Genomic DNA, 24,478 nt, shown 5'->3' on the forward strand with positions numbered 1-24,478 from the left:
CCCGCCGCCTCACAGAGCCGACGACAGGCACCCCGGCGTCCGCCCACCCGGCCCGGTATCCGCCCGGCCCGCGTCACCCGGCCCGCGTCACCCGGCCCGCGCCGCCCGGCGGTGTCAGACGTAGCGTTCCAGGATGGAGGACTCCGCGAGGCGGGAGAGGCCCTCGCGGACCGAGCGGGCGCGGGCTTCGCCGACGCCGTCCACCATCTGGAGGTCGTCCACGCTCGCCGCCAGCAGCTTCTGGAGCCCGCCGAAGTGCTCCACCAGCCGCTCGATGACGGTGTTCGGCAGCCGTGGCACCTTGGCCAGCAGGCGGAACCCGCGCGGGGAGACGGCCGAGTCCAGCGTCTCGGGGGCGCCGCTGTAGCCCAGCGCCCGGGCCACGGTGGACAGTTCGAGCAGCTCGGAGTGGGTGAGGCGGTCCAGCTCGGTGAGCGCGCTGCCGACCGTGCGGCCCCGCTTGCCGGAGGGCTGCGGCACGTAGTCGCGCGCCACCAGCTCCCGTTCGGGCTCGACGCCCGCGATCAGCTCGTCCAGCTGGAGTGAGAGCAGCCGCCCGTCGGTGCCCAGCTCCACCACGTACTCGGCGATCTCGGTGGCGATGCGGCGCACCATCTCCAGCCGCTGCGCGACCGCCGAGACGTCGCGCACCGTCACCAGGTCCTCGATCTCCAGCGCGGACAGCGTGCCCGCCACCTCGTCCAGCCGCAGCTTGTAGCGCTCCAAAGTGGCTAGCGCCTGGTTCGCGCGGGAGAGGATCGCCGCCGAGTCCTCCAGCACCCGCCGGTGGCCGTTGACGTAGAGCGCGATCAGCCGCATCGACTGGCTGACGGAGACCACCGGGAAGCCCGTCTGGATGGAGACCCGCTGGGCCGTGCGGTGCCGCGTGCCGGTCTCCTCGGTGGGGATCGACGCGTCCGGCACGAGCTGCACGCCCGCGCGGACGATCTTGGTGATGTCCTTGTCCAGCACCAGCGCCCCGTCGAGCTTGCACAGCTCCCGCAGCCGGGTCGCGGAGAACTCCACGTCCAGCACGAAGCCGCCGCTGCACAGCGGCTCCACCGTGCGGTCCATGCCGAGGACGATGAGCCCGCCGGTGTTGCCGCGCAGCACGCGCTCCAAGCCGTCGCGCAGCGCGGTGCCCGGAGCGACCGCGCTGAGTGAGGCACGCAACAGCTTGTCGGCGGCTCCGGCCCGGTCGGTGGGTGCCACGGCGCTCCTTCGGTCGTGCCTGGTTCCGGCGAGGGTCGTACGTACGGGCGAGACCAGGGCAAAGTCTACCGGCGGCGCCGGGGCTCAGGCCCGCGCGTTCTTCGGCGGCAGCGCGCGCAGGGCGTCGCCTATGTCGGCCACCTCCAGCACCCGCATGCCCGCGGGCACCCGGCCCGGGTCCGCGGGCACCAGCGCGTGGGTGAAACCGAGGCGGGCGGCCTCACTCAGCCGCCGCTGCACGCCCGTCACCCGGCGCACCTCACCGGCGAGCCCCACCTCACCGATCGCCACCAGGTTCTTCGGCAGCGGGGTGTCGATCGCGGCGCTGGCCAGGGCGAGCGCCACGGCCAGGTCGGCGGCGGGCTCCGACAGCCGCACGCCGCCGACCGTCGCGCTGTAGATGTCCCGCTTGCCGAGCGCGTTGATCCGGCCGCGCTGCTCCAGCACCGCGAGCATCATCGACACCCGCGAGTTCTCCAGGCCCGACGTGGTGCGCCGGGGCGAGGGGATCTGCGTGTCCACCGTCAGCGCCTGCACCTCGGCCACCAGCGGGCGGCGGCCCTCCAGCGTCACCGTCAGACAGGTGCCGGGGACGGGCTCGTCGCGCCGGGTGAGGAACAGGCCCGACGGGTCGGCCAGGCCCGTGATGCCCTCGTCGTGCAGCTCGAAGCAGCCCACCTCGTCCGTCGCGCCGTAGCGGTTCTTCACGCCGCGTACCAGCCGCAGCCGCGCGTGCCGGTCACCCTCGAAGTGCAGCACCACATCCACCAGGTGCTCCAGCAGGCGCGGGCCGGCGATCGCCCCGTCCTTGGTGACGTGGCCCACCAGCAGCGTGGCCATGCCGCGTTCCTTGGACGCCCGGATCAGCGCCCCGGCCACCTCGCGCACCTGGGCCATGCCGCCGGGCGCGCCGTCGATCTCCGGGGAGGCGACCGTCTGCACCGAGTCCAGCACCAGCAGGGAGGGTTTCACGTCGTCCAGGTGGCCGAGCACCGCCGACAGGTCCGTCTCGGCGGCCAGGTACAGGTGCTCGTCGAGCGCGCCGATCCGGTCCGCCCGCATGCGGACCTGGCCCGCCGACTCCTCGCCGGTGACGTAGAGCGTGTGCCGCCCCGCCCCGGCCGCCTTCGCCGCGACGTCCAGCAGCAGCGTGGACTTGCCCACGCCCGGCTCCCCGGCCAGCAGTACCACCGCGCCGGGCACCAGCCCACCGCCCAGCACCCGGTCCAGCTCCGGGACGCCGGTCGCGCGGGCGGCGGCCTGCCGGGCGTCCACCTGGCCGATCGGCAGCGCGGGCGCGCTCACCCGGCCCGGCGCCGTCGTCCGCACGCCGCCGCTGGCGGCGCCCAGTTCCTCGATGGTGTTCCACGCCTGGCACTCGTGGCAGCGGCCGAGCCACTTGGGCGTGGCCCAGCCGCACTCGGAGCAGCGGTAGGTGGGGCGGTCCTTCGCGGACGACTTGCGGGCAGCCATGGCGCTCACGGTAGCGGCGGCCACCGACAGCGCGGGCGGCGCCGGTGCGGTGGGCGTTGCGCATGCGCAACCCCCGCGCGCCGGGTCGGCCGGGCGCAGCCGGGCAGTCCCTGGGTGGGATGGGGGCTGTGCGGTGGCGGACGGGCGGCCCGAAGGCGGGCCATCCGAAAGCACACCGGGGCTACCCGGAGGCGCCCCGGTGTGGTCGGGGGAGGGGCTGATGCTGTTCGGCGGGCGGTTCGGTGCCGACCCGGGCGCGCACCCCGCCGGGGCGCCCGGTTCGTGCGGTGGGGCGGGCTGGAGGGGATCGCCGGAGGCGGCGCGTCCTCTATCGAGTGAGATCGCATCACCCGTCCGTGTTAACTCTGCTCGCGGACGGGTGGTTTGCGCTCCGGAGCCGCCTACCGTCACCGGGTGATGACCACCAGGCGCGAGCAGCTCCCCGACCGCACCGGTGCCCACCGGGCCCGCCGGGCCGTGCCGCGTGCCGCCGCGCAGGTCGCCGTTCCCTCGGGCGGACCGGCCCTGCCGGACGGACCGGGCGCGCCGGGCAGGCCGGACGCGCCGGTGTCCGGCGGCCCGCAGACGACCGGCAGCCCGGCGGCGACCGGCGGTGCGGCCGAACCCGGTGGCCCGGGCCGGTCAGCGGGCCAGGCGAAACGATCCGCACGGCGCGCGGCGGGTTCCGGCACCGGCGCGCACCGCGCCACCTCCGGCCGCTCCGCACGCTCCGGCGGCGGAAGCGGCGGTGGCGGCCGGCACCGCGACGAGCGGCCGCCCGCGCACTTCGACTCCTACCTCGACGGCCTGTTCACCTACTGCCTGTCCGTCATGTGCGACCACGACGCCGCCATCACCGCACTCGGCGAGGCGCTCGCCGTCGCCGAACGGCAGCGGCTGCGCGACCGGGCACCCGCCGACCCGGCCCAGCACCGGCCCTGGTTGTACGCGCTGACCCGCTGGTCCTGCCTGCGCCGCCTGTCCGCGGGCGCCCCGCCGCGCACCGAGAGCCCGCCACTGTCCGGGCCCGCCGCCGACCAGCGCCGCCGCGAGCTGGGCGCGCTCGCCTGGCCCGAGGCCGCCGGAACCGCGCCCGAGCAGCGCGAGGCGCTGGAGCTGGCGGTGCGTCACCAGCTGCCCGTGCACGAGGTGGCCGCCGTGCTGGGCCGGAGCGAGGACGTAGCCCGCAACGTGCTCTCCAGCGGCGCCTGCGAGGTCGAGCGGACCCGGGCCGCGCTCGCCGTCGTCGCCACCGGCGGCTGCCGGACCGTCTCGCGCATCGCCGCCGACCACGAGGTCCTGCTCGGCACCGCGCTCTGCCGCGAGCTGGTGCGGCACGTCGATGAGTGCCCGGTGTGCCGCCGCGCCGCCGAACGGGCCATGGCCGGGCAGCCCTGGCCCGGAACCGCGCCCGCCGGCACCGGCGCGCTGACGGTGCTGGCCGCGCCCCGCGCCGCCGTCCACGCCGCCCTGCGCATCGCGCTGCTCGCGCGGCTGCTGCACACGCCCCGCTTCGACCGGCGTGGCTTCCCCGTCGCCGACCGCGACCGCGCCGCGCGCCGGGAGCGGCTGCGCAGCCGTGCCGTCACCACGACCGTCGTCGCCACCGTCATCGCGGCGCCCGTGCTGGCGGTGTGGGCCGCGTACCGGAGCGCGCCGGTGACCGGTGAGGCGCGTGAGGACGCCTCCGTCGCCGCCGTGGAGACCGAGGACTCCGAAGAGCTCGGCGACGGCGGCGACAGCGGCGCGAAAGGCACCGGCGGCCAGCGCTCCCACGGCGAGCACGGCCCCGCTCCGGGCGAGGAGACCGAGCGCCGCCGGGCGGAGGTCACCGTCACCGCCGAGAAGGAGAACACCACGCGCGACGAGGAACGGGTGACGCGCACGCCCTCCCACCGGGCCGTGCCCCCGCCGACGCCCGCGACCCCCGCACCGCCGGCCCCCGGACGGCTGACCGTGGAGGCGGGCACCAGCGGCGGCGCGACCTCCATCACGCTCACCGCGTCCGGCGGCTCGGCGATCACCTGGTCCGCGGCGGCCGACGCGCCCTGGCTGCGGCTGAGCCACAGCTCCGGCACGCTGGCGCCGGGGGAGTCCACGACGATCACGGTCACCGTGGACCGGGACGCGGAGCCGACCGGCCCGTGGCGGGCGCACATCCACATCGCGCCCGCCGGCGCGGTCATCACCGTCGAGGGGCAGGGCAAGGCGCCCGACCCCGACCCCTCCGAACCCCCGCCCGGGCCGACACCCACGCCGACGCCGCAGGACCCGGGAACCTCGCCTGCCCCCAGCTCCTGAGGGCGTCCCCCGCCCCCCGGGGCCTCAGCCGTCCGCTGGCGCCAGCGTGTACGCGAAGGTGTAGCCGTACGCCTCTTCCCCGAGCTTGAGTACGTACTCGCCCTCGCCCCGCAGCCCGGCGAGCTCCCCGGTGCCGGAGTCCGGCAGCACCTCGAAGGTGCCGCGCAGGGTGCCGTCTTCCCCGAAGTGGCCCTGCTCCACCGTGACGAAGGTGCCTGCCCGCCCGTCCACGTGCCCGCTGAACGCCACCAGCCCGGTAAACCGGCCCACGCGCGCGGAGCGGTAAGCGATCGTGTACGCCGCCCGCGCGTCCTTGGCCTCGATGCCACCGCTGAATGAGCACGTCGCCGTGGCCCGGGCCAGCGTGGGAACGCCCCCCTCGCCCCCGCCGTCGGTCACCGGCTCCTCCTGCCACCCGGAGAAGCTGATGCTGCCCGTCGTCTGCGTCCGTGCCGCCGCTGCCGCTGCCGCTGCTGTCGCTGTCATCGCGGTCCCTGCTTTCCTCGCCGTCCTGGTCCGGGCCGTCTGCCCGGACGTGATCTCTGTTCGGGCCGCCCGGTTGTGCCGCGCGGCCCGTGTGACCAGCCTGGACGGCATACCTGACATCCACTGTCAGGTACGTGGGAGACCATGGCGGCATGCGTGCCGACCGTCTGGTGACCCTCCTGCTGCTGCTCCAGAACCGGGGCCAGATGACCGCCCGTGACCTGGCCACCGAGCTGGAGGTGTCCGTGCGCACCGTCTACCGCGACATCGAGGCGCTGGGCGCCTCCGGCGTCCCGGTGTGCGCCGACCGTGGCCCGGCCGGCGGCTATCGCCTAATCGAGGGCTACCGGACGCGGCTGACCGGCCTGACCGACGCCGAGGCCCGCGCGCTGTTCCTGGGCGGGCTGCCCGGACCGGCCGGGGAGCTGGGGATGGGCGCCGTTCTCGCCACCGCCCAGCTCAAAGTCCAGGCCGCGCTACCGGCTCCGCTGGCCGGGGCCACCCGCCTGGTGCAGGAGCGCTTCCACCTGGACGCCTCAGCCTGGTTCCGGGAGACCGAAGCCGTGCCGTATCTGGCCCTGGCCGCCGAGGCGGTGTGGGAGCGGCGGGAGCTGCGGGTCCACTACCGGCGGTGGAACGGCGAGGTCCACCGCGAGCTGCACCCGCTCGGCCTCGTCCTCAAGGGCGGCACCTGGTACCTGGTGGCCCGCGCGGAGACGGCCGTGCGCACGTACCGGGTCGCACGGCTGCTGGCCGCCGAACCCACGGGAGAGACCTTCACGCGCCCGGACGGCTTCGACCTCGCCGCGTACTGGCGGGCCGTCTCCGAGCGGTTGACCGCCGCACTCCACCAGGACACCGCGCGGCTGCGCCTGTCCCCGCGAGGCCAGCGGCTGCTCCCCGCGCTCTTCGGCGGCGCGGGCACCCGTGCCCTGCGCACCGCGGGCGCTGCGGACGCCGAGGGCTGGGTGGAGCTGGACCTGCTGGTCGAGGCGCAGGAGGTGGCCGTGGCCGACCTGCTGCGCCTGGGCACGGAGGCCGAGGTCCTCGCTCCCGCCACCCTCCGCACCGCACTGGCCCGCACCGTCGCCACCCTCCACACCCGCTACACCGGCTGACCCCGGCCCCGCCCTGACCGGCGCGCCGGGCGCGCCCACGGCCGGGGTCTGGCCAGCGCCGGTCAGGCCCCGGGGGGTGGGGCGTCTGCGGGGTGGGGGGCCAGGAGGGGCAGGGTGGAGGCCAGGCGGTGTTCGCACAGCTCCGCCAGGCGGTCGTACCCGGCCTTGCCCATCAGCTCCGTCAGCTCCGCCCGGTAGGAGACGTACACCGGGTCGCCGCCGCCGTGCGCGGACGGGGCGCCGGTGCACCACCAGTGCAGGTCGTGGCCGCCCGAGCCCCAGCCCCGGCGGTCGTACTCGCCGATGGACACCCGCAGCCGCTGTTCCCCGTCGGGCAGCTCCACCCAGTCGTAGGTGCGCCGCACCGGCAGCTGCCAGCACACGTCCGGCTTCGTCTCCAGCGGCTCGCGGTCCTCCCGCAGCGCCAGCAGGTGCAGCGCGCAGCCGGCGCCGCCCGCGAAGTCGGCCCGGTTGTTGAAGATGCACGCCCCGCCGTAGCGGCGCGTCTTGCGCTCGCCGTCCTCGTCGGTCTCCACCCAGCCCGTGGTGGTGCCGACGTCGTGGAACTGCCACGTCTGCGGCGTGAGGCGGGCGGCGTGCTCAGCGACGCGGCGCTCGTCGTCCTCGTCGGAGAAGTGCGCGCCCAAAGTGCAGCAGCCGTCCCCCGCGCGGCCCGCCTGGATGCCCTGGCAGCCGCGCCCGAAGACGCAGCTCCAGCGCGAGGTGAGCCACGTCAGGTCGCAGCGGAAGAACTGGTCCTCGTCGGCCGGGTCGGGGAACTCCACCCAGGCCCTGGCGTGGTCGAGATCCACCTCCTCGCCCGCCGCGCGGCGCGCCTCGCCGCCCACGTTCCGCATGGTGTTCGGTCCGGTCTTCCGTGGTTTGCCCGGACCATGCCCTGGTGCCCTGTTCGTCGTGCCCACGCCCCCAGGGTACGGGCCGCCCGCGACACCGGACGGGCGCGGCGCGTTAGCGTTCTCCCCCATGAGACTCGGTGTCCTCGACGTGGGTTCGAATACCGTTCACCTTCTGGTGGTGGACGCGCACGGTGGTGCCCGCCCCATCCCCGCCTACTCGCACAAGGCGGAGCTGCGGCTGGCGGAGCTGCTGGACGCGCGCGGGGCGATCACCGGTGCGGGCGTGGAGCGTCTGGTGGCCACCGTCCGGGAGGCGCTGGACGTCGCCGAGGACAAGGGGGTGGAGAACCTGCTCCCGTTCGCGACCTCCGCCGTGCGCGAGGCCCCCAACGGCGCCGCCGTCCTCACCCGCGTCGCCGCCGAGACCGGCGTCGATCTTCAGGTGCTCTCCGGGCCCGACGAGGCCCGGCTGACGTTCCTGGCCGCGCGGCGCTGGTTCGGGTGGTCCTCCGGACGCCTGCTGGTGCTCGACATCGGCGGCGGCTCGCTGGAGCTCGCCTGCGGCCACGACGAGGAACCGGACGCCGCGCTGTCGCTGCCGCTGGGCGCGGGACGGCTGACCGGCTCCTGGCTGCCCGGCGACCCGCCCGACCTCGCCGACGTCCGCGCCCTGCGCCGCCACGTGCGCACCGAGATCGCCCGCGTCGTCGGCACCTTCAGCCGCCTGGGCGCACCGGACCACGCGGTGGCCACGTCCAAGACGTTCAAGCAGCTGGCCCGCCTGTGCGGGGCCGCGCGCAGCGCCGAAGGGCTGTACGTGCACCGTGAGCTGCGCCGCGCCGCCCTCCAGGAGTGGCTGCCGAAGCTGGCGGAGATGACCGCCGAACAGCGCGCGGAGCTGCCCGGCGTCTCCCTGGGCCGGGCGCCGCAGCTGCTGGCCGGTGCGCTGGTCGCGGAGGCCGCGATGGACCTGTTCGACGTCGAAGCGCTGGAGATCTGCCCCTGGGCGCTGCGCGAGGGCGTCATCCTGCGGCGCCTGGACCACCTGCGCTCGGCGTGAGACTCCTCACGCGGTTCCCCCGCGCGGGCGTTCCGTACCCTGGTGCGCGTGATCGCAGACGCACGGGCCCGGCTGGAGCGGCCGCGCCCGCCGAAGGTCGCGTTGTCCACGGCGTCGGTGTACCCGGAGACGACGGCGACCGCCTTCGAGATGGCCGGACGCCTCGGCTACGACGGCCTTGAGGTGATGGTCTGGACCGATCCGGTCAGCCAGGACGTCGAGGCCCTGCGCCGCCTCGCCGACCAGCACGGCGTGCCGGTGCTCGCCGTGCACGCGCCTTGTCTGCTGATCACCCAGCGCGTGTGGTCCACCGACCCGTGGACGAAACTCACCCGGGCGCGGGCCGCCGCCGAGCGGCTGGGCGCGGACACCGTCGTCGTCCACCCGCCGTTCCGCTGGCAGCGGACGTACGCGCGCGAATTCGTCGAGGGCGTGTGGCGCATGGCGGACGAGACGGACGTGCGGTTCGCGGTGGAGAACATGTACCCCTGGCGCTACCGCGACCGCGAGATGCAGGCGTACGCGCCCGACTGGGACCCCACCGAGCACGACTTCCGCCACTTCACCATCGACCTCTCCCACACCGCGACGGCCCGCACCGACACCCTGGCCATGCTGGACCGCATGGGCGATCGCCTGGGCCACGTCCACATCGCCGACGGCAGCGGCTCGGGGAAGGACGAACACCTGGTGCCCGGCCGGGGCAACCAGCCGTGCGCCCAGGTGCTGGCGCACCTGGCGGCGTCCGGTTTCGGCGGGCACGTGGTGGTGGAAGTCAATACGCGGCGCGCGATGTCCTCCGCCGAACGTGAGGCGGACCTCGCCGAGGCGCTGGCCTACACCCGCCGCCACCTGGGGGCGGCCCGGCCCGCCTGACCCGGCGGCGCGTGCGCGCGGCGCGGTTCGCTTGCGGCGCGCGCTGCCTGCGCTGGCCTGCTTTCCCGTGCCCCGTGCTGGGGAGGTTCCGTGCGCGCGTCGTGTCTCAGCATGCGGTGGGGGTGTCCGGATCATGGGCGGGGCGGCGTACGCTCGAAGGCTAAGGAAGCACCACGGACGCACCCGTCACCGAGACCAGGGAGTGCACCATGCCCCAGCTGAGGTCCCGCACCGTCACCCACGGCCGCAACATGGCGGGCGCGCGCGCCCTCCTGCGGGCCGCCGGCGTAGCCCGCGAGGACTTCGGCAAGCCGATCATCGCGGTGGCCAACAGCTTCACCGAGTTCGTGCCCGGGCACACCCACCTCCAGCCGGTGGGCCGCATCGTCTCCGACGCGATCAAGGCCGCTGGCGGCGTGCCGCGCGAGTTCAACACCATCGCCGTGGACGACGGCATCGCCATGGGCCACGGCGGCATGCTGTACTCGCTGCCCTCGCGCGACCTGATCGCCGACTCGGTCGAGTACATGACCGAGGCGCACTGCGCCGACGCACTCGTGTGCATCTCCAACTGCGACAAGATCACCCCGGGCATGCTGATGGCCGCGCTGCGGCTGAACATCCCGGTGGTCTTCGTCTCCGGCGGCCCGATGGAGGCCGGGAAGACGACGCTGGTGGACGGCACCGTGCGCAGCAACCTGGACCTGGTGCACGCCATGTCCGAGGCCGTGAGCGACACCGTCTCCGACGAGGACCTGGAGCGCATCGAGGAAGCCGCCTGCCCCACCTGCGGCTCCTGCTCCGGCATGTTCACCGCGAACTCGATGAACTGCCTCACCGAGGCGCTGGGCCTGGCGCTGCCCGGCAACGGTTCGGTGCTCGCCACGCACACCGCGCGCAAGGAGCTGTACGAGGCCGCGGGCCGCACCGTCGTGGACATCGCCCTGCGCTACTACGAGCAGGACGACGCCACCGTGCTCCCGCGCAACGTCGCCTCCCGGGCCGCGTTCGAGAACGCCATGGCGCTGGACGTCGCCATGGGCGGCTCCACCAACACCGTGCTGCACCTGCTGGCCGCCGCCCAGGAGGCGGGGCTGGACTTCACCATGGCCGACATCGACGCCGTCTCCCGCCGCGTGCCGTGCGTCTGCAAGGTCGCGCCGAACGGCAACTACCACATGGAGGACGTGCACCGCGCGGGCGGTATCCCGGCCATCCTGGGCGAGTTGCAGCGCGCCGGGCACCTGCACGAGGACGTGCACGCCGTGCACAGCCCGTCGCTGGCCGACTGGCTCAAGGAGTGGGACATCCGCGGCGGCTCGCCCTCACCCGAGGCGACCGAGATGTTCTACGCCGCCCCCGGCTGCGTCCGCTCGGCCACCGCGTTCTCCCAGTCCGAGCAGTGGGAGTCCCTGGACACCGACGCCGCGCACGGCTGCATCCGCGACACCGCCCACGCCTACTCCGCCGACGGCGGCCTGGCCGTGCTCTACGGCAACCTCGCCGAGGACGGCTGCGTGGTGAAGACCGCGGGCGTGGACGAGTCGATCTGGACGTTCGAGGGACCGGCCGTCGTCGTGGAGTCCCAGGAGGACGCCGTGGACGCGATCCTGAACAAGCGCGTCAAGGAAGGGGACGTCGTCGTGGTGCGCTACGAGGGTCCCAAGGGCGGCCCGGGCATGCAGGAGATGCTGTACCCGACGGCGTTCCTCAAGGGCCGCGGGCTGGGCGCCAAGTGCGCGCTGGTCACCGACGGGCGCTTCTCCGGCGGCACCTCGGGCCTGTCCATCGGCCACGCCTCCCCGGAGGCCGCCGCGGGCGGCACGATCGCGCTCGTCCAGGACGGCGACCGCATCGCCATCGACATCCCCCACCGCACGATCGAACTGAAGGTGGACGAAGCCGAACTGGCCGCCCGCCGCCAGGCGCTGGGCGGCATGTACGCGCCCACAGGCCGGGACCGCAAGGTCAGCCAGGCCCTGCGCGCCTACGCGGCGATGGCGACGTCCGCCGACAAGGGCGCCGTCCGCGACGTCACCCTCCTCAGCTGACACCCCCGGCCACACCTGCCCCGGCCCCGGCGTCCTGGGTGGCGTCGGGGCCGGGGTGTGGGCGCGTCCCGGACATCGAGGGTGGGCCAGGGTGCGTGGTCGTCCCCGCCGTGCTTCTCGAACGAGAGCCTCACTCGGGAACGTCCAAGTACGGGTCCAGCAGCGAGCGCTCGACGACACGGCTTCCGCTGGTCGCGGTCTGGTAGGCGGCTAGCAAGCGGCGGGCGTTGACAGGGGACCGGAGCAGGTACGCGCCTTCCCGGAGGGAGGCGTGATCGTCGGCCGCGATGAGGACGGCGTTGCCGTGCTGGGAGGCGATCTCCACGGCCTCCTGGTCCGTGTTGACCTTCCTGATCAAGGCAAAGAGTCTCTTCCGGGCCTCGCTTGCGCTGATCAACACAGCGGCTCCTCACATGTGGCAGAACTGGCTACGCCTCTGGTTGTCGCTGGCGTGCCCCCAGTGGCCCGCTCCATGGGCGCGCCACGCCAGCCCCCCTCGGCGCGGGACGTACCCGGCCGGGGGCGTTCAAGGGGTGCCAGGGGAGGGTGCCGCGCCGCGCCGGGCCGTCGGCAGCGGGCGGCTGCCGGGTGGGAGGCCCGGCGAACCGTCGGCTCCGAGCAGCTCGCCCATGAGGAAACGCCGGGTCAGGTCCGCCACGGCTTCGGGGCGTTCCAGCACGGCCCAGTGGTCTGTCTCCGGGATGACGCGGAAGGTGCTCGGGGTGATCGTGGACGCGAAGGCCCGCTGGTGGGCGGGGGAGCTGACGGTGTCGTGCTCGCCGCTGAACACCAGCGTCGGCACCCCGGACAGGCCACCGGTCAGTGGCAGCCGCCGGTGCATGGCGCGGTCGAGGACGGCCATCGCGTGCGGCGTGCGGAGCACGGTGCGCAGCAGTGAGCGGCGCACGTACCGGTGCGCCAGGTCGCGCCGGTGGACGGGGCGGGCGGGGTCCGCGCAGAGCATGCTCTCCGCCGCGAGGTCGGCGAACGCCTCGGCCTGCCCGGCCGCGAGCTGGTCGGCGGCGCGACCCCAGTGGGCCTGCTGCGCGGGCGTGATGTGGGCCGGGACGCCGCCGAGGACCAGGCGGGCGACGCGCTCGGGGCGACGCTGGGCGTAGCCGAAGGCGATGGCCGAACCGTAGGAGTAGCCGAACAGGTTGACCCGCGGCACGCCCAGGTCGTCGATGATGTGGGCGACGGCGGTGCACAGCAGCGCGCTGTCCTGCTCGGGGCGCAGCGGGTCGGAGTCGCCCATGCCGGGCAGGTCGGCGGTGACCACGTCCGCGACGGGCCCGATGGCGTCCTCCAGGTGAGTCCAGCCGTACATGCCCTGGAGCGCCCCGCCCAGCACGATGAGCGGCTCGGTGCGCGGACGCGGCTGCTCCAGCACGCGGTAGGCGTACGCCAGGCCCGCCACGCGCAGGCGTCGGACCCGCTCACGCGGTGGGCCGCTGGCGCACGGCACGTCACCCGCGTGCGGGGCGTCACTGGTGTGCGGCCTGGCGCTTTCCTGCTGCGAGGCGCTCGCGCGCTGCGTGGCGTTCTGCCCCGGCCCTGGCGTCATGGCTCAGCCGCCGACCAGGACGAGGGCCGCGTTGTGGCCGCCGAAGCCGAGTGAGGTCTTCACCGCGCACTCCAGCCGCGCGGGCCGGGCCGCCTTGGCCACCACGTCCACCGGAACGAGCGGGTCGAGGGCGTCCAGGTTGACGGTCGGCGGGACGCGTTGGTGCTCCAGCGCGAGCACGGTCAGCGCCGTCTCGATGCCGCCCGAGGCGCCGAGCGCGTGCCCGGTCATCGCCTTGGTGGAGGTGACCAGCGGGCGCTCGCCCAGGACGCGGTGCAGCATGGAGCTTTCCACCAGGTCGTTGACGACCGTGGAGGTGCCGTGCGCGTTGACGTGATCGACGTCCGCCGGGGCCACGTCCGCGTCGGCCAGCGCCGCGCGCAGTGCCCGTTCCACGCCCGCGCCCTCGGGGTCGGGTGCGACGGGGGAGTACGCGTCGTTGGTCGCGCCGTACCCGACGACGTGCGCCCGTACCCGCGCCCCACGGGCCCGGGCGTGCTCGGGCCGCTCCAGCACCAGCAGGCCCGCGCCCTCGCCGATGACGAACCCGTCCCGGTCCGCGTCGAACGGGCGGCAGGCGGCGGCCGGATCATCCCGGCGGGTGGACAGCGCCCGCAGGCGGCACGCGCTGGCGATCAGCAGCCGCGCGCACACCGACTCCGCGCCGCCCGCGACCGCGACGTCACAGACCCCCGCGCGCAGCAGCATGCGCGCCGTGCCGATGGCGTCGGTGCCGGACGCGCACGCCGTGGCCACCGAAAGCCCCGGCCCGTGCGCGCCCAGCTCCCGGCAGACGGCGCTGACCGCGCCATTGACCGAGGTGAGTGCGCCCAGCTTGGGAGATACCCGGCGCGGGCCCCGCGCGGCGAGCGCGGCGGCCTGCTCGTCGTAGAACGGCAGCCCACCGTGCGCCGAGCCGATGACGACGGCGACGCGCCCGGCGTCCCACACCGCCGGGTCCAGACCGGCGTCGGCCACCGCCTCCCGGGCGGCGACGACGGCGAGCTGGGCGAAACGGTCCATCAGCCGGGTGCGCTCCACGCCCAGCACCGCTTCCGGGTCGAGGGCTGCGCCGTCGATGCCGTAGAAGAAGTCGCAGGACAGACCGGCCAGTTCGGCGGGACGGCAGACACCGGACGGCGTACCGGCCGTCGTCACGGCGTGCCAGGTCTCCGCCGCGCCAACCCCGGCGGCCGTGACCAGGCCAAGGCCCGTCACCGCCGCCGCGAAGCCATCCCCGGCCGGTCCCCGAGCGCCGCTCGCGTGCCCGCTACCCGCGTGCCCGCCACCCACGTGCCCGCCGCCCTCCCCGCTCACGCCGCCGCCCGGTCCGCTACGACGGCCACCAGGCGCCCCACCGTGTCCCGGGAGGTCAGCTCCACGTCGTCCAGGTCGATGCGCAGCCGGTCCTCGATCAGCAGGCGCAGCTCCTCCAGCGCCAGGGAGTCCATGCGCAGTTGCCGCAGCGGGACCTCGGGACGCACGGCAGCGGCGTCCACCCCGAACTTCTGCGTCAGCAGCGTGCTGACGTGCTCTGCGATCTCCACTCGGCCGTTCCCTCGCTCCCCGCCCCTGCGCAGCGGTCGTACGGGTATGTCGTACGTCGGACAAGGTGCAAAACGCCGGGGGTGCGCGCGAGGTTACGTCGCCCGGCGCCGCGACACCCGAAGGAGGCCCGCCGAACAGCCGTAGGGTGCCGGATTTGCCAGCACGGCCGGGTCCGCCGCCCCCGAGCTCCGCCAAACGGCTCCGGCCCGGCGTGGGACACCCGGTGCGGACCCGTCGGACGTGGAACCATACGCCCGCCGATCGAGTCGTTATAGGCATGAATCCGGCGAAGCAGACAAAGCATAGAGAACGGTGGATAAGTGATGAACGGAATGAAAGGAATACGGATTCCGCGCGGGGCGGTGGCGTGCGGCGCCGCGCTCGGACTGGGTGCCGCGCTCACCGGTGTGGCACCCGCGAACAGCGCGGAGGCGCGCGGGGCCGCGAATGGGCGCTACAACGCCGAGGAGATCCACCACTTCCTGGAGGGCTTCTACGGCAACACCGGCCCGCGCGCGTGGGAGCGCGAACATCTCGTCGGAGACGACCTCAAGCGGCGCGCCGAGCAGACCGAGGACTTCGACCTGCTGATGTGCGCACAGAACACGCCGGAGGACATCGAGGTGGGCGAGGTGACCGCAGCCCAGTCCGCTGGGGTCGGCTGGGCGACGGTGCGGCTGAGCTGGGGTGACAGCGCGGAGGCCACCGCCTTCACCGCCTACGTCGAGCTGGACGGCGACAAGCCGCTCAAGCTGCACGAGGTGGCCTGCGAGACGCCGGAGACTGGCGGCTGAGGCTTCCGGTTACCGGAGGTCGCGGCCTCCGGTAACCGGAACCTGGGCGCTACCGAACTCTTGCCCAGTGCTCCACCCTTCAGGGTGGAGGTGCAGGGCATCTTTGCGCCGGCGGCCCGGAGGGGCGCAGCGCCACTGCTAAGGTCGCTTTGTCCGACAACGGAGTTGTCGGACCTACCGTCGGACGGGCGGGATGTAAAGCCTGTGGAGACCTGGTAAGGCCGTTCCTCACCGAGCGGCACGGGTCCGTGAAGCAGGAACCCGCGGTGGCACCGCGTAGCGGTGCGGACCGGAATCGTCGCCCCTTCAGGGCGACGAGGACGTCAATTGAAGAAGGCGATCCCGTCGTCGGGGAGGTCCCCCAGGTCCTTGGCCCACTGGCTCGGGTCCACGACCTTCTTCAGCTGGGCGGACATGTACGGGCGCAGCGGCACCTGCGGGGTGGCCTTCTCCCCCACCCACATCAGGTCGCCCTTGACGTAGCCGTACAGGCGCTTGCCGCCGCTGTACGGGCTCGCGGAGGCGAGGCTGGCGATGGCGTCGGTCGCGAGGTCGATCTGCGGCTTGCCCTCGGCCAGCTCGCCGTACCAGATCTCGGCGACGCCCTGGTCGCGGATCATGGTCACCTCGACCTTGCGGCCCTCGCTGATCCGCCAGTAGCCGGTCTCCGTCTCCAGCGGGCGCACCTTGTTGCCGTCGGCGTCCAGCACCCAGGAGTGCGAGACGTACTCCAGGAAGTCCCGCCCGTCGTGGCGGAAGGAGACCTCCTGACCGAAGTTGCACTGCTCGGAACCGGAGGACTCCGGGAAGTCGGCGACGCCCGCGCCCGTCCAGTCGCCGAGGAGGAAGGCGAGGGGGACGAGGCCGGGGTGCAGGTCGGACGGGATCTCGATCATGGAGTCAGACGCTCGCTGGTTCGGGTTAGCGGATGCGGTGCGGGTGGGGCGGAGTGGTCGCGCGGGGGTGCCGCCTCGGGACGCGGCGCCGGGCTCAGCGCTGGCCCTGGAAGAGCTTCTTGACGACCAGGAGCGCGAACCCGCCGGTCCCGAGGACGACCAGGACCATCAGGGAGATGAAGAATGCCTCAAGCACGGGGGCGCTCCTTGCGCGGCTCGGTTGGACGGACGGCCGGGGCCGAGTCTAGTCGCCGGGCCGGGCGCCGGCGCTGTGAGGTCCGCCGCCCGGCTACGCCGGATACGGTGGCCCCATGGCCAACGGTGCAGACGGTACGCGCAGGCTCGTGATCAAGGTGACGGCCGGGAGTGACGCCCCCGAGCGCTGCTCGCAGGCGTTCACGGTCGCCGCGGTGGCGGCGGCGAGCGGGGTGGAGGTCTCGCTGTGGCTCACCGGTGAGTCGGCGTGGTTCGCGCTGCCGGGCCGCGCGGCGGAGTTCGAGCTGCCGCACGCGGCGCCGCTGCCGGAGCTGATCGCGGGCATCCAGGCGGCCGGACGCATCACCCTGTGCACCCAGTGCGCGGCGCGGCGGGACATCACGGAGGCCGACGTGCTCGACGGCATCCGCATCGCCGGCGCCCAGGTCTTCGTCGCCGAAGCCACGGCACTGGGCACCCAGGCGCTGGTGTACTAGGAGTTTCCCGGCCTCTTCCCGAAACCGGGTGGCCGTTTCCCGAAACCGGGTGGCCGTGCCACCGGACCCCCTTCGGCTTCCCCGCCGCGCTTGCGCCCGGCAGCGGCAAGGGCCGCATCCCTCGGCGTCCAACCCGGGATGCGGCCCTCGGCCTGCGGCGTGCCAGCGCGCGGCGCGCGGCTGTCGCGGTGCGTCAGACCGCGATGGCGACCTCCGCGACGCCGCCCTGCTGGGCGACGACCGTGCGGTCGGCGGTGCCGCCGGGCACCAGCGCGCGGACGGTCCAGGTGCCCTCGGCCGCGTAGAACCGGAACTGGCCGGTCGCGGACGTCGGCACCTCGGCGGTGAACTCACCGGTGGAGTCCAGCAGCCGCACGTAGCCGGTGACGGGCTCGCCGCCACGGGTCACGTGGCCCTGGATGGTGGTCTCACCGGGCTTGATGGTGGAGGCGTCCGGGCCGCCTGCCTGTGCTCCGCACATGGGGTTCCTCTTTCGGATCGGGAAAGCGGGGTGGGGTGCGTCAGCGGGACGCCGTTACTTGGCCGGGCCGAGCTCGATCGGGACGCCGACGAGGGAGCCGTACTCCGTCCAGGAGCCGTCGTAGTTCTTGACGTTCTCCTGGCCCAGCAGCTCGTGCAGCACGAACCAGGTGTGGGCGGAGCGCTCGCCGATGCGGCAGTAGGCGATGGTGTCGGTGCCCAGGTCCACGCCCTCGGCCTCGTACAGCTCCTTCAGCTCCGCGTCGGTCTTGAAGGTGCCGTCGTCGTTGGCCGACTTCGACCACGGGATGTTGCGGGCGCTGGGCACGTGGCCCGCGCGCTGCGACTGCTCCTGCGGCAGGTGCGCCGGGGCGAGCAGCTTGCCGCTGAACTCGTCGGGGGAGCGCACGTCCACCAGGTTCTGGTTGCCGATGGCGTTCACCACGTCGTCGCGGAAGGCGCGGATCGAGGTGTTCTGCGGCTGGGCCCGGTACTGGGTGGCGGGACGGCTGGGTACCTCGGCGGCCAGGTCGCGCGAGTCCAGCTCCCACTTCTTGCGGCCGCCGTCGAGCAGACGCACGTCCTGGTGGCCGTAGAGCTTGAAGTACCAGTACGCGTACGCGGCGAACCAGTTGTTGTTGCCGCCGTAGAGGACGACGGTGTCGTCGTTGCCGATGCCCTTCTCGGACAGCAGCTTCTCGAAACCTGCCTGGTCGACGAAGTCGCGGCGCACGGGGTCCTGGAGGTCCTGCTTCCAGTCGATCCGGACGGCGTTCCTGATGTGGTTCTTGTCGTAGGCCGAGGTGTCCTCGTCCACCTCGACGATGACCACCTTGGGGTCGTCGATGTGGGCCTCGACCCAGTCGGCGTCCACCAGGACGTCACTGCGGCTCATGGAATCTCCTCCGGGGGCGTGGGTGCGATGCGGTGTGGGGTGCGGGGCGAGCCGTGCGGCTCGGCGGGGTTCGGGCAGCGTGCTGGTGCGGGCCGGGGCGTGGTGGGTGCGGTGGGGTACCGCCTGCCACGCGGGCGGGTGCACGGCGCTGTGCGGCGGCGGTGGGTGGTGGCCCCGGTTGCGGGCGGGGCCGGTGCGGGCGCCTAGCGCCCCACCCTGCCGCAGGCGTACGCCGACCGGGTGCGTCCGGCCGGTGGCGCGGGGCCGTCAGGCGGTGGGGCGACAGAGCATGGCGGCGACGCGGCACAGGTCCACGGTCCGTCGCTTGGTGAGTTCCGCCTGTCGGGTCATGCCGTCGATCGTAAGGACGCGGACGGTATGTGTCACCGACGTTCCGCATCCCGAGACGTGCGTGTTTGCATGGTGGGACGCGAGGCAGGGGTCAAGGGGTGCGCGGCGCCGTCTGGTGCGACCCCGGGCGGCTGCATCTCGCGGCCGACCGGGCGCCCGTCTCGGATCGTGGACGCCGGTGCGGGTGGTGTCAGCCCGCGAGGTCGATCTGCTCGCCGGTGAAGTTGACCTCGACGCCGTCCGGGGTGGCCTCGATGCCGGTCAGCTCGACGCCCGGGGGCAGGCCGTTGATCTGCCGGGTGTAGTCGATCCGCTCGCGGATGAACCCTTCAACCCCCGGGATCTCCTGGCCCGGCACGGACTCCGCGTACAGCTTGATCGTGTCGCCGTTCTCCACGCTCAGCGCGGACGTCGTGGTGCCCTCGATCGTCCGGCCCAGGAACGGCACCTGCACCTGCCCGGTGACCTGCACCTTCGGCTCGCCCTCCGCGGTCTCACCGCCGTAGGCGATGGACACGCCCTCCGCGGCCGCCTCGGTGAGCGCCTCGTAGGTGAGGTACGCCGTGCCCGTCGCCTTGGCGGCGACGCCACCGCTGTAACTGTCGTTGAGCGTGATGTCGCGGGCTTTCACGTCGAACTCGTTCACCTGGAGCGTCTGGCCCTCGCCGGAGGCGGTGACGCCGTTGAGCGTGATGTCCACCGACTCCAGTTCCCTGTCCGCCAGCTGGGTGAGGAACGGGAAGCCGTTGATCGTCACCTCGGCGTCCTCGGCGCCACCCCGCGCGGTGCGGGCGCGGTCGGCCAGCTTCCCCTCCGCGTAGTTCACCGCCAGCCGGTCCGCGGCGACGAACAGCCCGCCGACGATCAGCAGGAGGATGAGCATGGTCCGGACTATGCGCATGGTCTTCGGCCCCCAGATCGACTGCCGATGATCCTAACGGCGCGGTAACGGCGCGGGACGGCCCGGCCCCACCGGAGCATCAGGCCGCCAGCCGGGCCAGCACGTAGACGGCCGGTGCGGCCAGCGCCAGCGGCAGCGCCACCCCGGCCGTCAGGTGCACGAACCGCGACGGCCAGTCGTAGCTCGCCGCGCGCAGGCCGACCAGCGCGCACCCGCCCGCCACCACGCCCACGAGGGCCCCGGCTCCGGCACCCGCCAGCGCGCCCAGCGCCACGGCGTCCGCCCCGGCCAGCAGGGCCGCACCCGCCCCGGCGCCCGCCCCGGCGGCGAGCGCCAGCACGACCGACACCGGACCCGGCAGCGGCACCGCCCGCACCGCCGTGGCCGCCCCCACGGCGAGCGCGCCCACGGTCACCACGCCGGCGGCGTGTTCGGCGGCGGCGAGGAAACCGGCCGCCAGCACCGCCAGCACGGTGGCCGCGACCCCGGCCGTCAGCGCGTACAGCCGTTCCTCCGGCTTGCCGCGATGGCGCAGCTGGAGCAGCAGCACCAGCAGCATCCAGAAGCCGAGCGCGCCCAGCAGCGCCGTCGCGGTGTGCGCGCGGCCCACGCCGAGCAGGGCGGCGTCGGCCGCCACGCCCGCCAGGAACGCCAGCGCGATGCCCTGCCGCGCGGGCCACATGCCGTTCAGCCGGTACCAGCCCGCGGCCGTCACCGCCTGGAGCACGACGAGCGGCACCACGAGCGCGAACCGGCCCAGCGGCGCGGTAACAGCGAGGGTGGCGGCCAGGACGAGGGTGAGCCCGGCGGGCAGGGGCCCCGGGGGGATGACGGGGTTGCCGACGCGTTCGGCGACGCCGCCCGGGCCGTGCACGGAGCGGCCCGCGCGGCGTCGGCCCCGGGCGCGCTTGGCCTGCGGTGGCACGGTCGCCGCCGGTGCGGCGGGGGTCGGCGAGACCGCTGCGGGGGGTGCCGCTGCCGGGGGTGCCGCTGCCGGGGGCGCGGGGACCGGTGCGGGGACCGACGCGGGGGGTGGCGCCGACGGCTGCGGCGGCTGTGGCTGCCCGCGGTGGCCGTGCGGGTGGTGCGGGTGGTGCGGTGCGCTGCTCACCGGGCGCCTCCGGCGAAGGGCGGGAGCACCTCGATCGAGCCGCCCTGCGACAGCCGCACCGCCTCGTGGGCGCGGGTGCCGACCGGGTCGCCGTCCACCAGGAACGAGCAGCGCTGGAGCACGCGGGCGAACTCCGGGCGGGCGGTGTGCCGGGCCCGGGCGGTCTCCAGGGCCTCGGCCAGCGTGGCCGCCTCGTACCCCTCCTCCGCGACTCCGGCCGCGGCCTTCGCCGCCGCCCAGTAGCGGATCGTTCCCTGTACGGCCATGTAGCGACTCCCACCGCGACGAGCTTGTGCGTGCGTCCATCATGCCGCGCGGGCGGGGGTGCGCGGTGTGTGCCCCGGCTGTGCCCCTCCCCGGAACCCGGGAGTTGAGCACCCCCGGGTTTCGGGGAAGGGAGGGGCGGGACACCGCGTGGTGTACATCGCACTACGGTCAGGCGCCTGTGTCGGCTATCCTCGTGCGGGTAAGGACTCGGGCAATGTCGCCTTCGAGTCCTTTCGTGTTTGAGGGCGGCCCTCACCGCAGGCGCCGCCCCCGCCCTCGATGGGACCGAGGAAGGACTCACCGTCATGAGCTCGCTTCTCCTCCTGACCAACGCTCTCCAGCCGTCCGCCGAAGTGCTGCCCGCGCTCGGGCTGCTGCTGCACAATGTGCGCGTCGCCCCCGCTGAGGGCCCCGCACTCGTCAACACGCCAGGCGCCGACGTCATCCTGATCGACGGGCGGCGTGACCTGCCGCAGGTGCGCTCGCTGTGCCAGCTGCTGCACTCCACCGGGCCCGGCTGCCCTCTGGTGCTGATCGTGACGGAGGGCGGCCTCGCGGCGGTCACCGCCGAGTGGGGCGTGGACGACGTACTCCTGGACACCGCGGGCCCGGCCGAGGTGGAGGCGCGGCTGCGGCTGGCGCTGGGGCGGCAGCAGCTCACCGTGGACGACAGCCCGATGGAGATCCGTACCGGCGATCTCTCGGTGGACGAGGCGACGTACAGCGCCAAGCTCAAGGGCCGGGTGCTGGACCTGACCTTCAAGGAGTTCGAACTGCTGAAGTACCTGGCCCAGCACCCGGGCCGGGTCTTCACCCGCGCGCAGCTGCTCCAGGAGGTGTGGGGCTACGACTACTTCGGCGGCACCCGCACGGTGGACGTGCACGTGCGGCGGCTGCGCGCGAAGCTCGGCCCGGAGCACGAGTCGCTGATCGGCACGGTGCGCAACGTCGGCTACCGGTTCGTGATGCCGGAGAAGAAGGCGGGCAAGGGGGAGCAGAAGGGCGAGCGCGAGGACAGCGGCGGCGAGGCGGGGACAAGCGTGGCCGAGGAGGCCGAGCGGGTCGCCAAGAAGGCGGCGGACGCGGGCCGGGGCGGACGCCGGTGAGCTGGCAGTGAACCATGAGCGCGCGGGCGGTGACCGTCCGCGCGAGAACGGTACCGGGGCGTGACCCGGGTGCCGGTCCCCCCGCGTAGACTGCCCGCCGTGGCGAAGGTGACGCGAGACGACGTGGCACGGCTGGCGGGTACCTCGACCGCCGTCGTGAGCTATGTGATCAACAACGGTCCCCGGCCGGTCGCTCCCGCCACCCGGGAGCGGGTGCTCGCGGCGATCAAGGACCTGGGGTACCGGCCCGACCGCGTCGCCCAGGCCATGGCTTCCCGGCGTACCGATCTCATAGGCATGATCGTCCCCGACGCGCGGCAGCCGTTCTTCGCGGAGATGGCGCACGCCGTCGAACGCGCGGCGGCCGAGCGCGGGAAGATGGTGCTCGTCGGCAACTCGGACTACCTCGACGAGCGCGAGGTGCACTACCTGCGGGCGTTCCTCGGGATGCGGGTCTCGGGCCTGATCCTGGTCAGCCAGGGCCCGAGCGAGCGCGCGGCGGCCGAGATCGAGGCGTGGGACGCGCGCGTGGTGCTGCTGCACCGGCGTCCGGAGGCGATCGAGGACGTCGCCGTGGTGACGGACGACGTCGGCGGTGCGCAGCTGGCCACCCGGCACCTGCTGGAGCACGGCCACCCCTACGTGGCCTGTCTGGGCGGTGTGGAGTCCACGCCGGTGGTCGGCGACCCGGTCACCGACCACGTGGAGGGCTGGCGCCGGGCGATGCGGGAAGCTGGTCACGCCACCGAGGGGCGGCTCTTCCAGGCGCCCTACAACCGCTACGACGCCTACGAGGTGGCGCTGAAGCTGCTGGCCGGTCCCGACCGTCCGCCCGCGATCATCTGCGCGACGGACGACCAGGCGATCGGCGTGCTGCGCGCGGCCCGCGAACTGCGCGTGGACGTGCCCGGCGAGCTGGCGGTCGCCGGTTTCGACGACGTCAAGGAGGCGGCGCTCACGGACCCGCCGCTGACGACGGTCGCCTCCGACCGCCCCGGCATGGCCCGGGCGGCGGTGGATCTCGTGCTGGACGATTCCGTGCGCACCACGGGCTCGCGCCGCGAGCGGCTGCGTCAGTTCCCCTCCGCCCTGGTGGTGCGCCGCAGCTGCGGCTGCGGCTGACGCCGCGCCCGCCCGCGCCGTGGCCGTGCCCCCGGGCCGGGGCCGTGCCCGCGCGGGCCGATATGGCTCGTCGCCTCCCCACGCGTGCCGGTTCCGGGTCAGGAGCGGGTCGCTCCGGGTGAGCAGTTCCCCGCCGTCAGCCCGCGGCAGCCCGGGCCCGCCTCGGCGGCGACGTCGCGCGGGTTGATCAGCGCGCAGCGGTCGAGGGTGAGGCAGCCACAGCCGATGCAGTCGTCCAGGTCGTCCCGCAGCTCGGTCAGCTGCTTGATCCGCAGGTTCAAATCCTCCCGCCAGCACTCGGAGAGCCGGGCCCAGTCGGCGCGGCTGGGAGTGCGGTTCTCCGGCAGGAGAGCCAGCGCCGCGCGAATGTGCTCCAGCGAGATGCCCACGCGCTGGGAGGCGCGGATGAACGCGACCCGGCGCAGCGTCTCGCGCGTGTAGCGGCGCTGGTTGCCGCTGGTGCGGCGGGAGTGGATCAGCCCGTTGCGCTCGTAGAACCGCAGGGCGGAGGTGGCCACGCCGCTGCGCGCGGCCACCTCGCCGACGGTCAGCTCGTGCTGCTTCCAGGACGGTGGGGTCGTCATGCGTCCCACCGTAGCTTGACATGAACTTAAGTTGAAGTACGAGGCTCGGCGCAGCGGCCGGTGAAGGCCCGGCCGCCCGACCAAGGGAGCCACCATGCCCGCGCCGCCCGTGCTGTCCGCCGTCACCCCGCTGCGTCTCGCCATGCTCACCGGAAGTGTCCGCGAGGGCCGCTTCGGACCGACCGTCACCCGCTGGTTCGCCGAACAGGCCCGCGAGTACGGGGCGTTCGACGTGGACGTCATCGACATCGCCGACTATCCGCTGCCGCTGGTGATGCCCGGCTGGGGCGGCGCCACGGACGCTGCCACCGCACGTCACCACCAGGAGCTGGGCGGCCGGCTGGCGCGGGCCGACGCTTTCGTGGTCGTCACCCCGGAGTACAACCACAGCTTTCCGGCCGCCCTGAAGAACGCGGTTGACTGGTACCGGCAGGAGTGGGAGGCCAAACCCGTCGGCCTGGTCTCCTACGGCGGGCAGGGCGGCGGGATTCGCGCGGCCGAGCACCTGCGGCAGGTGTTCGCGGAGATGCACGCCCTCACCGTGCGCGACGCGCTGAGCTTCCCGAACGCCTGGGACATCTTCGGCGACGACGGACGGCCCCGGGACGCCGAGGCCGCGAGCACCGCCGCCAAGGGCATGCTGGACCAACTGGACTGGTGGGCGGAGGCGTTGGCCGAGGCCCGCGTCAAGCGCCCGTACGGCGCCTGACGCCCGCCGCCCCCCGTGTGCGCT

General features: G+C 74.0%; 25 protein-coding genes. 10 read left to right on the forward strand and 15 right to left on the reverse strand.

Annotated elements, in window-relative coordinates:
• Positions 1-114: 114 nt before the first annotated feature.
• On the reverse strand, positions 115-1,173 hold the full coding sequence (disA, locus tag JJV70_RS19680; RefSeq protein ID WP_219049400.1) for a DNA integrity scanning diadenylate cyclase DisA: 1,059 nt from the start codon (positions 1,171-1,173) through the stop codon (positions 115-117).
• Between the two features lie 123 nt (positions 1,174-1,296).
• Positions 1,297-2,685: a DNA repair protein RadA gene (gene radA / locus JJV70_RS19685; protein WP_219049345.1), complete on the reverse strand. Its 1,389-nt coding sequence runs from the start codon at positions 2,683-2,685 to the stop codon at positions 1,297-1,299.
• A gap of 417 nt (positions 2,686-3,102) precedes the next feature.
• Here radA and JJV70_RS19690 point away from each other — a divergent pair, with 417 nt between their 5' ends.
• Positions 3,103-4,986, forward strand: a complete 1,884-nt coding sequence (locus JJV70_RS19690) for a sigma-70 family RNA polymerase sigma factor (RefSeq protein WP_257574253.1) — start codon at positions 3,103-3,105, stop codon at positions 4,984-4,986.
• Positions 4,987-5,010: 24 nt separating this feature from the next.
• On the opposite strand, the gene JJV70_RS19695 is transcribed toward JJV70_RS19690, so the two are convergent.
• Complete coding sequence (locus JJV70_RS19695; RefSeq protein ID WP_219049347.1) at positions 5,011-5,472, reverse strand: DUF3224 domain-containing protein; 462 nt, start codon at positions 5,470-5,472, stop codon at positions 5,011-5,013.
• 152 nt (positions 5,473-5,624) lie between these two features.
• Between JJV70_RS19695 and JJV70_RS19700 the strand changes: the two genes are divergently transcribed.
• Positions 5,625-6,590, forward strand: coding sequence for a YafY family protein (locus tag JJV70_RS19700; protein WP_219049348.1), 966 nt, complete (start codon positions 5,625-5,627; stop codon positions 6,588-6,590).
• A 62-nt stretch (positions 6,591-6,652) separates the two neighbouring features.
• Here JJV70_RS19700 and JJV70_RS19705 read toward each other — a convergent pair whose 3' ends face one another.
• Positions 6,653-7,447 (reverse strand): hypothetical protein, encoded by a 795-nt coding sequence (locus JJV70_RS19705; RefSeq protein ID WP_219049349.1) that lies wholly within the window; start codon positions 7,445-7,447, stop codon positions 6,653-6,655.
• Positions 7,448-7,574: 127 nt separating this feature from the next.
• Between JJV70_RS19705 and JJV70_RS19710 the strand changes: the two genes are divergently transcribed.
• From JJV70_RS19710 to ilvD, 3 genes are all read left to right on the forward strand, one after another.
• A complete protein-coding gene (locus JJV70_RS19710) occupies positions 7,575-8,507 on the forward strand; it encodes a Ppx/GppA phosphatase family protein (RefSeq protein ID WP_219049350.1) in 933 nt (310 codons plus the stop codon).
• 150 nt (positions 8,508-8,657) lie between these two features.
• A complete protein-coding gene (locus JJV70_RS19715; protein ID WP_219049401.1) occupies positions 8,658-9,383 on the forward strand; it encodes a sugar phosphate isomerase/epimerase in 726 nt (241 codons plus the stop codon).
• A gap of 209 nt (positions 9,384-9,592) precedes the next feature.
• Complete coding sequence (gene ilvD, locus JJV70_RS19720) at positions 9,593-11,434, forward strand: dihydroxy-acid dehydratase (RefSeq protein ID WP_219049351.1); 1,842 nt, start codon at positions 9,593-9,595, stop codon at positions 11,432-11,434.
• 130 nt (positions 11,435-11,564) lie between these two features.
• Here ilvD and JJV70_RS19725 read toward each other — a convergent pair whose 3' ends face one another.
• The 4 genes from JJV70_RS19725 to JJV70_RS19740 all read right to left on the reverse strand — a co-directional run bounded on the left by JJV70_RS19725 (position 11,565) and on the right by JJV70_RS19740 (position 14,545).
• A complete protein-coding gene (locus JJV70_RS19725; RefSeq protein WP_219049352.1) occupies positions 11,565-11,834 on the reverse strand; it encodes a type II toxin-antitoxin system Phd/YefM family antitoxin in 270 nt (89 codons plus the stop codon).
• A gap of 126 nt (positions 11,835-11,960) precedes the next feature.
• Complete coding sequence (locus JJV70_RS19730) at positions 11,961-12,998, reverse strand: alpha/beta fold hydrolase (protein ID WP_219049353.1); 1,038 nt, start codon at positions 12,996-12,998, stop codon at positions 11,961-11,963.
• Positions 12,999-13,001: 3 nt separating this feature from the next.
• Positions 13,002-14,216: a beta-ketoacyl-[acyl-carrier-protein] synthase family protein gene (locus JJV70_RS19735; RefSeq protein ID WP_308294911.1), complete on the reverse strand. Its 1,215-nt coding sequence runs from the start codon at positions 14,214-14,216 to the stop codon at positions 13,002-13,004.
• Positions 14,217-14,311: 95 nt separating this feature from the next.
• Positions 14,312-14,545 carry an acyl carrier protein gene (locus tag JJV70_RS19740; protein WP_219049354.1) on the reverse strand — a complete coding sequence of 78 codons (234 nt, stop codon included), beginning with the start codon at positions 14,543-14,545 and terminating at the stop codon, positions 14,312-14,314.
• A 324-nt stretch (positions 14,546-14,869) separates the two neighbouring features.
• Here JJV70_RS19740 and JJV70_RS19745 point away from each other — a divergent pair, with 324 nt between their 5' ends.
• Positions 14,870-15,340: a hypothetical protein gene (locus tag JJV70_RS19745; protein WP_257574226.1), complete on the forward strand. Its 471-nt coding sequence runs from the start codon at positions 14,870-14,872 to the stop codon at positions 15,338-15,340.
• A gap of 323 nt (positions 15,341-15,663) precedes the next feature.
• Here the strand turns inward: JJV70_RS19745 and JJV70_RS19750 are convergent, their stop codons facing one another.
• Positions 15,664-16,236, reverse strand: a complete 573-nt coding sequence (locus tag JJV70_RS19750) for an FABP family protein (protein WP_219049356.1) — start codon at positions 16,234-16,236, stop codon at positions 15,664-15,666.
• Positions 16,237-16,547: 311 nt separating this feature from the next.
• Here JJV70_RS19750 and JJV70_RS19755 point away from each other — a divergent pair, with 311 nt between their 5' ends.
• Positions 16,548-16,928, forward strand: coding sequence for a DsrE family protein (locus JJV70_RS19755; RefSeq protein ID WP_219049357.1), 381 nt, complete (start codon positions 16,548-16,550; stop codon positions 16,926-16,928).
• A gap of 193 nt (positions 16,929-17,121) precedes the next feature.
• Here the strand turns inward: JJV70_RS19755 and JJV70_RS19760 are convergent, their stop codons facing one another.
• The 5 genes from JJV70_RS19760 to JJV70_RS19780 form a co-directional block, all read right to left on the reverse strand.
• Complete coding sequence (locus JJV70_RS19760) at positions 17,122-17,409, reverse strand: DUF1416 domain-containing protein (RefSeq protein ID WP_219049358.1); 288 nt, start codon at positions 17,407-17,409, stop codon at positions 17,122-17,124.
• Between the two features lie 54 nt (positions 17,410-17,463).
• The gene (locus JJV70_RS19765; protein ID WP_219049359.1) at positions 17,464-18,303 is read right to left on the reverse strand and encodes a sulfurtransferase; all 840 of its coding nucleotides are present in this window, start codon (positions 18,301-18,303) and stop codon (positions 17,464-17,466) included.
• A gap of 541 nt (positions 18,304-18,844) precedes the next feature.
• A complete protein-coding gene (locus JJV70_RS19770; protein ID WP_219049360.1) occupies positions 18,845-19,537 on the reverse strand; it encodes a DUF2993 domain-containing protein in 693 nt (230 codons plus the stop codon).
• Positions 19,538-19,634: 97 nt separating this feature from the next.
• Positions 19,635-20,480 (reverse strand): hypothetical protein, encoded by an 846-nt coding sequence (locus JJV70_RS19775; protein ID WP_219049361.1) that lies wholly within the window; start codon positions 20,478-20,480, stop codon positions 19,635-19,637.
• A gap of 182 nt (positions 20,481-20,662) precedes the next feature.
• Positions 20,663-20,932: a MoaD/ThiS family protein gene (locus tag JJV70_RS19780; protein WP_219049362.1), complete on the reverse strand. Its 270-nt coding sequence runs from the start codon at positions 20,930-20,932 to the stop codon at positions 20,663-20,665.
• 306 nt (positions 20,933-21,238) lie between these two features.
• Between JJV70_RS19780 and JJV70_RS19785 the strand changes: the two genes are divergently transcribed.
• Positions 21,239-22,039: a response regulator transcription factor gene (locus JJV70_RS19785; RefSeq protein WP_219049363.1), complete on the forward strand. Its 801-nt coding sequence runs from the start codon at positions 21,239-21,241 to the stop codon at positions 22,037-22,039.
• 99 nt (positions 22,040-22,138) lie between these two features.
• Positions 22,139-23,161: a LacI family DNA-binding transcriptional regulator gene (locus JJV70_RS19790; protein ID WP_219049364.1), complete on the forward strand. Its 1,023-nt coding sequence runs from the start codon at positions 22,139-22,141 to the stop codon at positions 23,159-23,161.
• A 98-nt stretch (positions 23,162-23,259) separates the two neighbouring features.
• Here the strand turns inward: JJV70_RS19790 and soxR are convergent, their stop codons facing one another.
• Positions 23,260-23,745 (reverse strand): redox-sensitive transcriptional activator SoxR, encoded by a 486-nt coding sequence (gene soxR / locus JJV70_RS19795; protein ID WP_219049365.1) that lies wholly within the window; start codon positions 23,743-23,745, stop codon positions 23,260-23,262.
• A gap of 94 nt (positions 23,746-23,839) precedes the next feature.
• Here soxR and JJV70_RS19800 point away from each other — a divergent pair, with 94 nt between their 5' ends.
• Positions 23,840-24,454: an NADPH-dependent FMN reductase gene (locus JJV70_RS19800; RefSeq protein WP_257574227.1), complete on the forward strand. Its 615-nt coding sequence runs from the start codon at positions 23,840-23,842 to the stop codon at positions 24,452-24,454.
• Positions 24,455-24,478: the final 24 nt, after the last annotated feature.

This window comes from Streptomyces sp. JJ66 (assembly GCF_019303495.1).
GTDB lineage: Bacteria > Actinomycetota > Actinomycetes > Streptomycetales > Streptomycetaceae > Streptomyces.

Bases quoted from the DNA above. Each gene is read 5' to 3' on its own strand.
- JJV70_RS19690 (WP_257574253.1), top strand. From the start codon at position 3,103: ATGACCACCAGGCGCGAGCAGCTCCCCGACCGCACCGGTGCCCACCGG.
- soxR (WP_219049365.1), bottom strand. From the start codon at position 23,745: ATGACGACCCCACCGTCCTGGAAGCAGCACGAGCTGACCGTCGGCGAG.
- JJV70_RS19785 (WP_219049363.1), top strand. From the start codon at position 21,239: ATGAGCTCGCTTCTCCTCCTGACCAACGCTCTCCAGCCGTCCGCCGAA.
- JJV70_RS19750 (WP_219049356.1), bottom strand. From the start codon at position 16,236: ATGATCGAGATCCCGTCCGACCTGCACCCCGGCCTCGTCCCCCTCGCC.
- JJV70_RS19780 (WP_219049362.1), bottom strand. From the start codon at position 20,932: ATGGCCGTACAGGGAACGATCCGCTACTGGGCGGCGGCGAAGGCCGCG.
- JJV70_RS19755 (WP_219049357.1), top strand. From the start codon at position 16,548: ATGGCCAACGGTGCAGACGGTACGCGCAGGCTCGTGATCAAGGTGACG.
- JJV70_RS19770 (WP_219049360.1), bottom strand. From the start codon at position 19,537: ATGCTCATCCTCCTGCTGATCGTCGGCGGGCTGTTCGTCGCCGCGGAC.
- JJV70_RS19705 (WP_219049349.1), bottom strand. From the start codon at position 7,447: ATGCGGAACGTGGGCGGCGAGGCGCGCCGCGCGGCGGGCGAGGAGGTG.
- JJV70_RS19745 (WP_257574226.1), top strand. From the start codon at position 14,870: ATGAACGGAATGAAAGGAATACGGATTCCGCGCGGGGCGGTGGCGTGC.
- JJV70_RS19800 (WP_257574227.1), top strand. From the start codon at position 23,840: ATGCCCGCGCCGCCCGTGCTGTCCGCCGTCACCCCGCTGCGTCTCGCC.
- JJV70_RS19710 (WP_219049350.1), top strand. From the start codon at position 7,575: ATGAGACTCGGTGTCCTCGACGTGGGTTCGAATACCGTTCACCTTCTG.
- JJV70_RS19700 (WP_219049348.1), top strand. From the start codon at position 5,625: ATGCGTGCCGACCGTCTGGTGACCCTCCTGCTGCTGCTCCAGAACCGG.
- radA (WP_219049345.1), bottom strand. From the start codon at position 2,685: ATGGCTGCCCGCAAGTCGTCCGCGAAGGACCGCCCCACCTACCGCTGC.
- JJV70_RS19715 (WP_219049401.1), top strand. From the start codon at position 8,658: ATGGCCGGACGCCTCGGCTACGACGGCCTTGAGGTGATGGTCTGGACC.
- ilvD (WP_219049351.1), top strand. From the start codon at position 9,593: ATGCCCCAGCTGAGGTCCCGCACCGTCACCCACGGCCGCAACATGGCG.
- JJV70_RS19760 (WP_219049358.1), bottom strand. From the start codon at position 17,409: ATGTGCGGAGCACAGGCAGGCGGCCCGGACGCCTCCACCATCAAGCCC.
- JJV70_RS19730 (WP_219049353.1), bottom strand. From the start codon at position 12,998: ATGACGCCAGGGCCGGGGCAGAACGCCACGCAGCGCGCGAGCGCCTCG.
- JJV70_RS19695 (WP_219049347.1), bottom strand. From the start codon at position 5,472: ATGACAGCGACAGCAGCGGCAGCGGCAGCGGCGGCACGGACGCAGACG.
- JJV70_RS19765 (WP_219049359.1), bottom strand. From the start codon at position 18,303: ATGAGCCGCAGTGACGTCCTGGTGGACGCCGACTGGGTCGAGGCCCAC.